Origin of the sequence: Janibacter sp. A1S7 (assembly GCF_037198315.1) — a bacterium.
In the GTDB taxonomy this organism is placed as follows: domain Bacteria; phylum Actinomycetota; class Actinomycetes; order Actinomycetales; family Dermatophilaceae; genus Janibacter; species Janibacter alittae.
The window spans coordinates 1,274,287-1,286,539 of record NZ_CP144913.1 but is presented as its reverse complement, the minus strand read 5'-3'; the positions used below and the strand labels follow the sequence as shown (position 1 = coordinate 1,286,539).

Annotated in this window: 14 protein-coding genes; 6 read left to right on the top strand and 8 right to left on the bottom strand. The window is 71.0% G+C overall.

Annotation, left to right across the window (positions count from 1 at the left end; genetic code table 11):
- Positions 1–22: 22 nt before the first annotated feature.
- Positions 23–667 carry an alpha/beta hydrolase gene (locus V1351_RS06175; RefSeq protein ID WP_338751753.1) on the bottom strand — a complete coding sequence of 215 codons (645 nt, stop codon included), beginning with the start codon at positions 665–667 and terminating at the stop codon, positions 23–25.
- Between the two features lie 90 nt (positions 668–757).
- Here V1351_RS06175 and V1351_RS06170 point away from each other — a divergent pair, with 90 nt between their 5' ends.
- The gene (locus V1351_RS06170; RefSeq protein WP_338751751.1) at positions 758–1,756 is read left to right on the top strand and encodes an MBL fold metallo-hydrolase; all 999 of its coding nucleotides are present in this window, start codon (positions 758–760) and stop codon (positions 1,754–1,756) included.
- Here V1351_RS06170 and V1351_RS06165 read toward each other — a convergent pair.
- Positions 1,747–2,157 (bottom strand): hypothetical protein, encoded by a 411-nt coding sequence (locus V1351_RS06165; protein ID WP_338751749.1) that lies wholly within the window; start codon positions 2,155–2,157, stop codon positions 1,747–1,749. The genes V1351_RS06170 and V1351_RS06165 overlap by 10 nt on opposite strands.
- A gap of 245 nt (positions 2,158–2,402) precedes the next feature.
- Here V1351_RS06165 and V1351_RS06160 point away from each other — a divergent pair, with 245 nt between their 5' ends.
- Positions 2,403–3,155 carry a sulfite exporter TauE/SafE family protein gene (locus V1351_RS06160; protein WP_338751747.1) on the top strand — a complete coding sequence of 251 codons (753 nt, stop codon included), beginning with the start codon at positions 2,403–2,405 and terminating at the stop codon, positions 3,153–3,155.
- 148 nt (positions 3,156–3,303) lie between these two features.
- On the opposite strand, the gene V1351_RS06155 is transcribed toward V1351_RS06160, so the two are convergent.
- The 6 genes from V1351_RS06155 to V1351_RS06130 form a co-directional block, all read right to left on the bottom strand.
- Positions 3,304–4,725 carry a tryptophan-rich sensory protein gene (locus V1351_RS06155; protein ID WP_338751745.1) on the bottom strand — a complete coding sequence of 474 codons (1,422 nt, stop codon included), beginning with the start codon at positions 4,723–4,725 and terminating at the stop codon, positions 3,304–3,306.
- Between the two features lie 4 nt (positions 4,726–4,729).
- Positions 4,730–5,452: a CPBP family intramembrane glutamic endopeptidase gene (locus tag V1351_RS06150; protein ID WP_338751743.1), complete on the bottom strand. Its 723-nt coding sequence runs from the start codon at positions 5,450–5,452 to the stop codon at positions 4,730–4,732.
- A gap of 91 nt (positions 5,453–5,543) precedes the next feature.
- Positions 5,544–6,296, bottom strand: coding sequence for an SDR family NAD(P)-dependent oxidoreductase (locus V1351_RS06145; protein ID WP_338751741.1), 753 nt, complete (start codon positions 6,294–6,296; stop codon positions 5,544–5,546).
- Positions 6,296–7,570, bottom strand: a complete 1,275-nt coding sequence (locus tag V1351_RS06140; RefSeq protein WP_338751739.1) for a cyclopropane-fatty-acyl-phospholipid synthase family protein — start codon at positions 7,568–7,570, stop codon at positions 6,296–6,298. Before V1351_RS06140 ends, V1351_RS06145 begins: the two co-directional genes overlap by 1 nt.
- Complete coding sequence (locus V1351_RS06135) at positions 7,567–8,364, bottom strand: DUF1365 domain-containing protein (RefSeq protein WP_338751737.1); 798 nt, start codon at positions 8,362–8,364, stop codon at positions 7,567–7,569. Before V1351_RS06135 ends, V1351_RS06140 begins: the two co-directional genes overlap by 4 nt.
- Positions 8,364–9,677: an NAD(P)/FAD-dependent oxidoreductase gene (locus V1351_RS06130; protein ID WP_338751735.1), complete on the bottom strand. Its 1,314-nt coding sequence runs from the start codon at positions 9,675–9,677 to the stop codon at positions 8,364–8,366. Before V1351_RS06130 ends, V1351_RS06135 begins: the two co-directional genes overlap by 1 nt.
- Before the next feature lie 149 nt (positions 9,678–9,826).
- Between V1351_RS06130 and V1351_RS06125 the strand changes: the two genes are divergently transcribed.
- The 4 genes from V1351_RS06125 to V1351_RS06110 all read left to right on the top strand — a co-directional run bounded on the left by V1351_RS06125 (position 9,827) and on the right by V1351_RS06110 (position 12,204).
- A complete protein-coding gene (locus V1351_RS06125; protein WP_338751733.1) occupies positions 9,827–10,261 on the top strand; it encodes an SRPBCC family protein in 435 nt (144 codons plus the stop codon).
- 21 nt (positions 10,262–10,282) lie between these two features.
- Entirely contained in the window at positions 10,283–11,206 is a 924-nt protein-coding gene (locus tag V1351_RS06120; RefSeq protein WP_338751731.1) for a MerR family transcriptional regulator, read from the top strand.
- Positions 11,207–11,285: 79 nt separating this feature from the next.
- The gene (locus tag V1351_RS06115) at positions 11,286–11,411 is read left to right on the top strand and encodes a hypothetical protein (RefSeq protein ID WP_338751729.1); all 126 of its coding nucleotides are present in this window, start codon (positions 11,286–11,288) and stop codon (positions 11,409–11,411) included.
- A gap of 112 nt (positions 11,412–11,523) precedes the next feature.
- Entirely contained in the window at positions 11,524–12,204 is a 681-nt protein-coding gene (locus V1351_RS06110; protein WP_338751727.1) for an IclR family transcriptional regulator, read from the top strand.
- The last annotated feature ends 49 nt before the right edge of the window (positions 12,205–12,253 follow it).

The window sequence follows — 12,253 nt, the reverse complement described above, 5'->3', positions numbered from 1 at the left end:
CCGTCGACGACACCGGCTTCGCTCAGCCCCGGGCAGCCACCTCCACCACGGCCTGAGCAGCCAGGGCGTGCCACCGTCGCGGCCGCTCGAGGAGGGCGTGGCCACCGGAGACCCCCTGATAGGTCGCGTCACCTCCGGCGGCGCGCAACCGCTCGACGAAGTCACGTGACCGCTGAGGGCTGCACACCGTGTCCGCCTCGCCGTGCACGACCCGCACGACCTTCTGCCGCAGGTGCTCGTCCGGATCCTCCTCGCCGATCCACGGGGCGAGCGCCACGGCACCGGCCACGGCCTCCTCGTCGCCGCACCGCAACGCCGCCCACCCCCCGCTGGAGTGCCCGAGCAGCACGACCGGCAGCCCGTGCTCGTCGGCGAGCCGGCGCACCAGTTCGCGGGTCTGGGCGAGGCCGCTGCCGGTGGGGGCGATCCAGCCCCCGTCCCGGTTGTGCACGAGGACCGGAGCGACGCTCCCCCGCGAGGCCCGCCACACCGCGGGTGCGAAGGGCAGCATCCGCAGGTACGAGACGTCGCGCGAGCGGCGCGGTCGCGGTTCGACGGCGCGTCCCCCGTGCAGGATGAGCGCCACCGCCCGGGCGTGCGGTCGCACGCGCACGCGCCCCTGTCGGATCGCGGCCATGAGGTTCTCGGACTCGTGCGACGTGGTCACCTGCGCGAGTCTGGCACGCTCGGCTGGCCGTTGGCTGAGCCTGCACCGGGTCGGGATACGGTGATGGGCAACGGCGGCGAAGGGAGAACGATGGACTGGACGGCACCGGGGCCCGAAGAGGTCGCGCCGGGAGTCCACCGCATCCCCCTCCCCCTGCCGATGGACGGGCTCAAGGCAGTCAATGTCTACGCCGTCATCGGCGAGGACTCGCACACCCTCATCGACGGCGGGTGGGAGATCGACGTCGCCCAGAAGGCGTTGGGTGACGCGCTGGGTGGGCTCGGGCTGGCGCCGCAGGACTTCGACCAGTGCCTGGTCACGCACCACCACCGCGACCACTACACGATGGCGCTCGGCCTGCGACGACGCGCCGGCCTGATCGTCGGTCTGGGCGAAGGGGAGGCCGAGCAGCTCGAGGCGATCCGCGCCAGCGATGGCGCGTTCTCGGGTGCCGATGCCCTGCTGCTGGCCGCTGATGCCACGAGCGTGATCGAGGGACTGGCGGCACTGCCGGTGGACCGGGTCGATCTCGACGGCTTCGCCGACCCCGATCGCTGGTTGCAGGACGAGGAGTGCGTTGCGGCCGCGGGCCGCTCGCTGCGGGTCCGCGCGACGCCCGGACACACGCAGGGGCACGTGGTCTTCTTCGACGACGAGTGCGACCTGGTCTTCGCCGGGGACCACGTGCTGCCGCACATCACGCCGTCGATCGGTTTCCAGGCCAAGCCGGTGAAGACTCCGCTGGCGGACTACCTCGGCTCGCTGGCGGACATGCTCACCGAGCGCGACCGCTTGCTGCTGCCCGCGCACGGCCCGGCCGGAGGCGGCCTCCATGCGCGCGTGGAGGAGCTGCTGGCCCACCACGAGTCGCGCCTGTCCCAGACCGAGGCTGCCGTGCACGCCGGCGCCTCCTCCGGCTTCGCCGTCACCGAGACTCTGCGCTGGACCCGCCACGAGCGGCACCTGTCCGAGCTGGACCCGATGAACCAGATGCTCGCCACCACCGAGACGCTCGCGCACCTGCAGGTGCTGGTGGCACAGGACCGGGTTCGGGAGAGCCTCGTCGACGGGGTCTGGCGCTACCTCTGACTGCGGTCGGCAGCCTTGCAGGACAACACGTTCCACCGGCCCAGCTCACCCGACGCCAGGGCCTCGTCGAAGCCCACCGGCGTGATGGCGGCGTCGGCGCCGGGATCACTGGGGACGGTGAGGATCACGTCGTCCAGACGGGCGTAGGCCGGGTCCACGCAGTCGGTGAGGCCGTGCTCCTCGGCGTGGGCCCGGGCCAGCTCGAGCGCGCCGACGGGCGCAACAGGCGCCGTCGCGCTGGGCTCGACGGTGGTGAACTCCACCGTGCGCCTGTCCTGGCCCAGGTACTCGGGCAGGATCGCCACGCCGGCGACGAGAACGGCCACGAATGCCATGACGGCAGGCGTGATGAAGGACTTGAAGAACATGGTCATCCCCCCGGATGCGGTGGTACGTCGCACGAAGGACCGTCACCGCTTGCGCGGCAAGCGGTGACGGGGCGGTACCGCACCTGCGATCCCCCCGAGCGACCGGACAGCTCACTGACTGCTGATGCGCTGGCCGGCGGACCTCCCCGTCCACCGCCCCGGTCGCCCCGGTCACTCCCCTTCGTGTCCTGTGTGGACACGTGAAACTCTGACAGTGACCACTGACAACGCCGCCACCTCGACCATCGACTGCTGGCGCCACGACCTACATTGGACGGGTGAGTACGGTGCTCCTCGTCGTCATCGGCGCCGTCATCCTGGGGATCACCCTGCAGCGCACGAGTGGCATGGGCACCGGGCTGGTGCTCTCCCCGACGCTGACTCTCGCGATCGGCCCCGTCACGGGGATCCTGCTGACGAACGCGACCACCGTGGCGGCGGCCGTCGTCCTGACGTACGCGGTCCGCACCGACATCGACTGGGGGCGCTACGTGCGGGTCGCGCCGACCATCGTCGCCGGATCCGTACCCGCTGCGCTGCTCGTGTACGCGACCGGCTCCGGGTGGCTCGAGGTGATCATCGGTGCCACGCTGCTGCTCTCACTGGCGGCGTCCTCGCTGTTGCCACCACTGGGCCAGGTGCCGCCGCTGGTGGCGGGTCTGGTCGCCGGCTTCGTCGGCGGTTTCCTCAACACGGCCGTCGGGGTCGCGGCCGCCGTGATGCTCGTCTACGCCCAGGTGACCCGATGGGAGCAGCGGCCCTTCGCCGCCACGCTGCAGCCGATCTTCCTGACCATGGGTGTGGCGTCGGTGGTAACGAAACTGCTCGTCGGTGCCAGTGACACGAGCCAGCTTCCGTCGTGGCCCCTGATCGCGGCCACCGTGGGAACGGTGCCGGTGGGCGTGCTCGTCGGCACGTGGGTCTCCCGGCGCGTGTCGGCGGCAACGGCACGGCGGGTGGCCGTGGTCCTCGTGGTCATCGGGTCGAGCGCGACGCTCGTGCGCGGGCTCTCGCAGGTGATCAGTGGCTGAGATCAGGAGGTCCCCCGCGCTCGGGCATTCTCGAGTGCCGTGAACTCGCCGACCTCCTCCGCGTCGTTGTCGGCCAGCAGCGCAAGGCGCACCTTTCGCTGTCCTGCCAGTTCGTCGTCCGTGGACTTGAACCGGTCGCCTCACGGCTTCAGCAGTTGCGTCGGGCGATCGCCGTCGACAGCACGGCGGCGAAGGCCGTCCACGCCGCGTACGGCACGAGCGCCCAGCCCGCGCGCCCGTCGGCCGATCCGGCGCGACGCGCCAGGTCCGCAGAGCTGACCGCGAGCGCCCCGGCCTCCGCGGCCGCCAGCGCCGGGCGACGCACTCGCCAGAAGAGCACGCTCCAGGCGGTGTTGAGCGCAAGGTTGGCCCACAGGGCCCGTCGGTACCGGGCGGCCTCCTCGACCCTCCCCTCTCCTTCGAGGCGGGAGAGGGTGGCGATCGACGTCGCTGCGATGTCGGCGTACAGCGGGGTCCACACCAGCGGGAAGGCAATCGTCGGGGGCTGCCACGACGGCAGGTCCAGCGAGCGGTACCAGCGGCTGTCCGGCTGCGTGGCCACTGCGCCGATGGTGGCGCTGGCAACACTCGCCCCGGTGACCGTCAGCACGTCACGCAGCGCGCGGTCGGGACGGACACCACGCATCGCCCTGTCGACCGCCTCGTCGAATCCGAGCAACCCATCAGCCGGGAGCCCCACGTACTCGTCGAGGTCCCACTCCCGCCGGACGACCTCGTGGACCAGGCTGCCGACGAGCGGCTTCGCGACATCGGCCTCGACCGGTGTGATCACACCCACCCAGTGGCTGGCCAGCCACGGGGTCAGCACCGGCACCCCGACGATCAGACGCCGGCGAAGACCGTTGACCGAGGCGAACCGCTGGATCATCTCCTCGTAGGTCAGCACCTCGGGTCCCCCGATGTCGAAGGTGCGGTTGATCTGCGCAGGCAGTCCGGCCGCCCCCACGAGGTAGTGCAGCGCGTCGTCGACGGCGATCGGCTGGATCCGGTTGCGCAACCAGCGCGGGGCGACCATCGCGGGCAGCCGCTCGGTCAGGTAGCGCAGCATGTCGAAGGAAACCGACCCGTCACCGAGGATGACCGCGGCCTGAAGCACCGCCGCAGGCACGGGAGCGTCGAGGAGCACCTGACCGACCTCGACCCGGGAGGCGAGGTGGACCGAGAGGTCGGCGCCCTCGGGGTGCAGTCCGCCGAGGTAGACGATGCGCCCGACCCCCTCGTCCGCCGCAGCGGTGGCGAAACCCTGGGCCAGCTCGCGGTCGCGCCGGGCCAGGTCCCCGCCGCCGTCCATGGAGTGCACCAGGTAGTAGGCGACGTCGACCCCGGCCAGCGCCTCACGCAGGTCCTCACCGGAGGTGACGTCACCCTCGACGATCTCGATGTGGCCGGCCCAGTCCCGAGAGCGCAGCCGCTCGGCCGACCGGCTCAGGGCGCGCACGTTCCAGCCGGCCTCGAGCAGCCTCGGCACGAGCAGCCCACCGATGTAGCCCGTCGCTCCGGTGACCAGGACGGTGCCGCGGGTCCCGGGAGTGGATGTGTGTTCGTTCATGGTTTCACCTGACGAGGTCGAGGACGGGCGGGAGGAGCAGGAGCATGGCACTGGACCACAGGACGTGGGTGATGATCGGGGCGAGGACGCCACCGGTGACCCGGCGCTGGGCCCCCGTGAGCAGACCGAGCAGGAGGGCGGCGACGGCAAGCATGAGGTTGCCGGTGGCCGCGGTGGCCAGGACGTAGACGGCAGTCGTGATGGCGAGGGCGTGGCGGCGTCCGACGGCGGCGAAGAGGGCCCCTCGAAAGAACAGCTCCTCCCCGATGCCGTTGATGACGGTGATCGCCCAGATGAGCCCCAGCGACCCGTAGCGTGCGTGGTCGAGCACCTCGTCGACCGCACCGGCGAGCCACGGGATCTGCCCCACGACGACCGCCCCGGCCGTGAAGATGCCGATCGCGAGGGCTGCCAGCGCCAAGGGCTGGACGACGGGACGGGCGAAGCCCTCCTCCCGGGTGTGGGCCCAGCCCAGGTGGAGTCGACCGGCAGCCAACCCCCCGGCGATCCAGACCGCGGCCAGCCCGAGACCGCCGATGTAGAACAGGTCGTCCCCGGGGGGGATGCGCAGCGTGGCGCCGAGGATGACCGAGCCGACGACGAGCGTCACCGCGGTCACGACACGACGTCTGCGGAAGAGCGCGTCCGGCTCCGTGTGATCCCGCGGCACCGGCTCCACGAGCGCCGCCGCGGCGAAGTCGCGCAACTCGCGGACCGGGTTCGTCACCGTCACCTCCTCGGCGTCGACTCGTGTCCCTCGAGCGTCCCACGACGCTGCGTGGCGTGCTCGGTTCCGCACGGAGGACGCAGACCGACGGTCACGAGGAGCCCGCCAGTCGAGCGGTGATCGCCGTCCACAGCCGCACGGGCAGGACGCGGGCGATCTTCATCGTCACGGCCATCCGACGTGGGAAGACGATCTCGATCGCGTCCGCCGCCAACCCGTCGGCGATGTCCCTGGCGGCCTCGTCGGGGTCGATGATGAAGGGCATCGGGAAGGAGTTGTCGGCAGTCATGTCCGTACGGACGAATCCGGGGCACACGGTGGTCACGCGCACGTCCTTCGTCGACAGCGAGGCCCTCATCGACTCCAGCAGGTTGATCTGGGCGGCCTTCGTCGCGGCGTAGGCCTCTCCCCCGGACAGCCCGCGGTAGCCCGCGACGGAGGCGAGGGCGACGAGGTGCCCGCTGCGGGCGGCGACCATCGCCGGCACGGTCGCGTCGATGACGTTGTTCAGCCCGAGCAGGTTGACCTCGATGTGCGTGGCGAACTCGTCGGCCTGCCAGTCGGTCGCCTCGAAGGTCTTCCAGTAGCCCGCGCACCAGATGACGGTGTCGATCTGCCCGAGCGCACTGCGCACGTCCTGCGCAGCCCTGCGCGTCGCCCCACGATCGGTGACGTCGAGGGGGACCGTCGCGAACCGCCCCTGTGCGACCTGCCGGAGGTGCTCCGCCCTTCTCGCGCTGACCGCGACGATGACGCCGCGCCGGTGCAGCTCCTCGGCCAGGGCTGCGCCGATGCCGCTGGAGGCACCGACGAGCCAGATGCGCTGGCCGACAAGGCTGCTCATCAGTGGTTCGTTCGTTCGAAGCGAATCTGGGCGACGTCGATGTAGTCGGCGGCGAACCCTGCCTCGCAGTACGCGAGGTAGAACTCCCACTTCCGACGGAAGGTCTCGTCGAAACCGGCAGCGGCGATCGTGGGCCACTGCCGCAGGAAGGTCCGCCGCCACCGGCGCAGCGTCTCGGCATAGTCGCGCCCGAAACGGTGGGTGGACGTCACCCGCAGCGAGGTGTGCTCGGCCGTGGTCTCCTCGATGGCCTCCTGCGAGGGGATGAGCCCCCCGGGGAAGATGTGCTTCTGGATCCATCCGTAGGAGTTGCGCGTGGCCTGGTAGCGGTCATGGGACATGAGGATCGACTGGATGGCCGCGACCCCGCCGGGAGCGAGCAGGTCGTCGATGGTCCGGAAGTACGTCGGCCAGTACTCCTCGCCGACGGCCTCGATCATCTCGACGCTGACGATCGCGTCGAACTGGCCACCCACCTCCCGGTAGTCCTGCAGCCGCACCTCGATCCGGTCGGCGAGACCGGGCTCGTCCACGTCGGCGGCCGCGATCCGCTCGTCGGCGAGGGCGGCCTGCTCGTGGGAGAGGGTGATCGAGGTGACGGTGGCGCCGCGACGGGCGGCAGCGATCGCGAGCGATCCCCAGCCGGTACCGATCTCCAGCACGCGCGAGCCGGCAGCGACATCGGCTGTGTCGAGAACGGCCTCGATCTTCGCCTGCTGCGCCTCCTGGAGGCTCTGCTCCGCCAGCGGTCGACTGCGATCGAACAGTGCCGAGCTGTAGCTCAGGGTCTCGTCGAGGAAGGCGGTGAAGAGGTCGTTGCTCAGGTCGTAGTGCGCCTCGATGTTCTTGCGCGAACCAAAGATCGTGTTGCGGGTGGATCGTGGGATCCGGCGGTTGACGATGCCACGCATCCGGGCCAGCCCCGGCGGCACGAGACTCGTCAGCCGCTGCGCGAAGGGCACGAGTGCGTCGGCGAGATCGGTGCCGGGCGCTGCCGCCCAGTCTCCGGCCATGTACCCCTCCCCGAAGCCGATCTTGGGGTGGTGGGCCATCCGCTCGAAGAGCGCAGTCGGGTGCAGGATCTGCAGGGTGGGAGCGTCCAGGCCCGTGCCGCCTCCCACGGTGGTCCCGTCGGGCATGGCCACCCGCACCGGTGCGCGCTCGAGCACCTTGAACAGGATCGGACGTGCGATGTGCGCACGCAGGCACCACGGCCGCAGGGCAGGGCGGCGCAGACAGATGGGTTCGTCGACGTGAGGGGTCAGGGCGGTCATCGGACGTTCTCCTGCGAGTGGGGACGGCGGGGCTGGATCGGGAGCCGGCGTGCCCAGAGCCAGATGCCGTGGATGCGGATCCAGGCACTGACGCGCCAGGTCATGAGCAGGTGCCGGGCGGCGGTGCGCACAACGGTGCCATCCGTGGCCGCTCGTGGCACGCCGGTCGTGGTCGCGGTGAGGATGCGCCGTCCCGCACGCTCGAGGCCGACGGTGACGGTGACCCGCCCGGGGTCGAGACGCAGGCTCACCGCGTACTCACCACTGGTGTCGTTGAAGGGCGAGACGTAGAACGCCTTCTCGGTCGTGGCCCGACCGGTGCCGTCGACATCGAGGAGGTAGGCGTGTCGCTCCCCGTAGGTGTTGTGCACCTCGAAGATGCAGGCCCGCAGGGCGCCGTCGGGCGAGAGGCACCAGAAGACGGTGAGGGGGTCGAAGACGTGACCGAGCACGCGCGCGTTGGCGAGCATGATCACCCGGTCCGAGGCGTCGAGCACGACCCCACGGTTGGCAAGGAATCGCTCGACGTCACCGCGGATGCCACCTCCGAGGCGGCCTGCGTCGAGGTGGTCGCGGGCTTCGATCCGGGTCAGCACCCGCATCGGCCAGTCGTGCTGGGGCAGGTCGTCGAGGTCGACGAGCCACTGGTACTGGCGGTTGGTGAAGGCATGCTTCAGGGGCGTGCGGCGGGTGTGGCTCACCGTGCCGACGACGAGCGCCGGCAGGGTGGGCAGCTCGATGGTCTGCGCGGTCGGAGCGGACTCAGCGGTCACGTCGTCGTGGGTCACGCTCATCACCATCCCACCCCGAAGCGCTCCGCTGCCCGGACGCCGGAGCGGCACCCGTCCTCGTGGAAACCCCAGCCCAGGTGCGCCCCGGCGAAGGCGAGCCGGTCACCGCCTGCGGTGGACAACCGGGTCGCGGCCGCGACGGCCTCCGCGGTGAAGACGGGGTGGGCGTAATCCATCCGGGCGATCACGTCCCCGTCGTCGACGGGGGTGGCGGGGTTGAGGGTGACGAGGAACTGGTCGCCCTCCTCGTCGAACCCGTGCAGCCGGTTCATCCAGTAGCTCACCCGCGGTTCACTCGCCCCGCCGCAGCTGGCGCTGCGGTAGTTCCACGAGGCCCTGGCCCGCTTCGCGCTCGGCAGGTGACTGGTGTCACGGTGGAGGACGGTCGCATTGCGCGAGTAGCGGATGGCCGCGAGGTCCTCCTTCTCCTGCGCGCTCGCGTCGGCGAGGAGTTCCAGTGCCTGGTCGGCGTGGGTGGCGATGACGGTCCGGTCGAAAGTGGTGACACCATCTGCCGTGCGCACGTCGACACCGTCCGGGTGTCGACTCACGGACGTGACCCGGGCACTCGTGCGCACCTGACCCAAGCGGGCAGCGAGTGCGTCGACGTAGGTGGCCGACCCACCGGTGACGGTGCGCCAGGTCGGGGATCCGGAGACGCTGAGCATGCCGTGGTGGTCGAGGAAGGCGAAGAGGTGCCGCGCCGGGTAGTGCAAGGAGTCCTCGTCCCCCGAGGACCACACGCAGGAGACGAGCGGGAGCGCGAAGTGGGCGATGAAGTAGTCGGAGAAGCCGCCCCGCTCGAGGAACTCTCCCCACGTCGGGTCGGTGCCCGACGACACGTCGACGGCCTCGGCCCCGGCGAGGACGGCCTTCGCGGCCTTGTGGAAGCGCGGGATCTCGACGAGCATCCGCAGGAATCGCGGGTCGAGCAACCGGCGCGGTTGGGCCAGGACCGCGCCCGGCCCACGGCCGCCGGCCCAGGACAGGCCGCACCCGTCGCAGGTGATGGACATGCTCATCTCCGTCGGCTGGGTCGGCACATCGAGCTCGCGGAACAACCGCAGCAGGTTCGGATACGTCCGCTCGTTGTGGACGATGAAGCCGCTGTCGACCCGCACGTCCTCGCCGGTGCTCGTGGCCACGGTGTGGGTGTGGGCGTGGCCCCCCAGACGCGCGTCCGACTCGTAGAGGGTGACGTCGTGGGTCCGTGACAGGACGTAGGCCGCGGTCAGTCCGGAGACCCCGGCGCCGACGACGGCGGCCGTGGGGCGCGGGCCGGCCGGCCGGGTGGGTCGGGCGGGAGAATCGGTCACGGTGCAAGCTCCTGCGGATGATCGTGCGGCGGGTCGGGGGACACCAGTGATTCGACGCCATGACATCGACGGATTGTTCAACCTTCGTGCAAACGGTAGAGTCACGGTGAACAGGCTGTCAAATGTTTGTCTAAGGAAGGCCTCCCGGCATGAAGATCACTCGGACCATCACGGTCGACACCCCCCCTTCGGCTGTCTACGCCTACCTGTCGGACTTCACCACGAGCGACCAGTGGGACCCGGGCACCATCGACACCACCTTGGTCGAGGGGGACGGCGCGGTCGGTAGCACGTACCACAACCGCTCGGTCTTCCGCGGCAACGAGACCGAGTTGACCTACGTCACCATGGACCTGCAGGAGGACCGCCTGGTCGTCATGCGCGGGGAGAACAGGACGGTCATCGTGCAGGACACGATGTCCATCCGCCCCGGGCCGGGTGGTGTGGGCACCGAGCTCGTCTACGAGGCGGACTTCACCTTCAAGGGCCTGGTCAAGCTGGCCACCCCGTTCCTGCGCGGCCCGCTGACGAAGCTCGGCGACGAGGCCGAGGAGGCCCTCAACCGAGAACTACCCCGGCTCTGAGGGGCCCACGGGCCACCCGAGATGTACACGATCAAGCGCGCCGCCGAGCTGACCGGCGTACCGGCTGCCACCCTACGGGCGTGGGAGCGCCGCTACGGCGTCATCGAACCCGAGCGCACCGAGGCCGGCTACCGGGTCTACGACGAGGAGAGCCTGGCCCGCATCCGCGCGCTGGCCTCCCTCGTGGCCGACGGCTGGACCCCCAGCCAAGCGGCCAAGGAGGTCGCCCGGGTGGCACCGACGGCGAAGGGCGCTCCCCCCGGCCCCGAGATCGTTCTGCGCACCCTCGCGGCGGACCCGATCCCGGCGGACGCCTCCGCCGCGGGGAACAGGACGGAGCACCTCGTGGACGCCGCGGCGCGCCTCGACGCGGCCGCGGTCGCCCGGGTGCTCGACGAGCGGTTCGCGGCCGGCTCCTTCGAGTCCGTCGTCGACGGATGGCTCATGCCGGCCCTGGCAGAAGTTGGTGACGCGTGGGCGGACCAGCGGATCTCGGTTGCCGGCGAGCACCTCGTCGCCCACGCGGTGCTGCGTCGCCTGGCCACGTCCTACGACGCCGCGGCCAGCCGGCCCGGCGGTCCGACGGTCATCGTCGGGCTTCCTGCGGAGGTCCACCACGAGCTGGGGATCTTCGCCTTCGCCGTCGCGTTGCGCCGTGGCGGACTCGACGTCGTCTACCTCGGACCGAACCTGCCCGCCGACGCATGGTGCGCAGCGATGGATGTCCACGTCGCGCGGTGCGCGGTGCTCGCGATACCCAGGGCCCAGGACGCGCCCGCCGCGCAGGCCGTCATCGACGCGTTGTCCGCCTCCCACCCCACGGTGCCCGTCGCCGTCGGCGGTGATCGCCAGGGCGACGTGGGTGGAGCACTCGTCACCGCTTTGGGTCACGCGCTCGGTCCGGCGGCAGCGGCGCTCACCGCCTCGTTGACAGCCGAACCGTAGGTCACCATTTGGTGACACCGGGCGAGGCGCAGCGCTCCAATCCCGCACCCGGTACGCCAGAAGTGCCACCGTGGCGTCCATGGCACTCACTGTCGCTCTCGCATCGGCCGGGATGGTCGCCGGGGCCCTGCTTCCCTTCGCCATGGCGTGGGTGGAGAAGACCCTGATGACCGGACCGACCCACGTTGACCGTCACTCCGGCTGACATCCCGTCGACCCCCTCCTGCCGACGCCGCCGGCAGGGCATCCGGGGAGCCCAGCCCGAGGGAGCACCACGTGGCCTGCAGCGCGGGCGCGCTGCGTAGACTCACCGGACCATGAGCACCCTGCAGACGCTCGACCGCGGGCTCGAGGCGATCGAGATCATCTCGCAGCGAACCGGCGGCACCTCCCCCGCCGCGCTGGCCGACGAGCTCGGCGTACACCGCGCCGGCGCCTACCGGATCCTCGCCACCCTCGAGCAGCGCCACCTCGTGGCCAAGGGGCACGACGGTCTCTACCGCCTCGGCAGCGGGGCCCTCGTCGTCGCGGGTCGCTTCATGAGCCAGTACCGCACCTCGGCCCAGCCAGTGGTGCAGGATCTCGCCGACCGCAGCGGCTGCACCGCCTTCGTCGCCATCGCCGACGGTGACGAGTCGATCGCCATCGCCGTCGCCGAGCCGGCCGCTCGTGGCTCCATCGGGATCAGCTACCGGGTCGGAGCCCGCCACCCCCTCGAACAGGGCGCCGACGGCCTGGCGATCCTCGCCCAACGCCCCGAACGCGTCACCGACAGCGAGGCCGTGCAGCAGTCCCGCGCGCAGGGGTACGCGATCTCCGACGGTGAAGTGCAGCCGGGCGCCGTCGGCATCGCCGTCGGCACCGGCGGGGACGCCTCGACCACCGACGTCGAGGCGTCGATCGGAGTCATCCGACTCGGCCTGCCCGGCAACCTGGACATCGAGCGGCTCCTCCCCCTGGTCCGCGACGCGCGGGCGGCCGTGGCGCGCCTGTACTGAGGAGTCACCGGTCTCGGGGCTCGTCACGAAGCTCCGCGCACCCCAACCG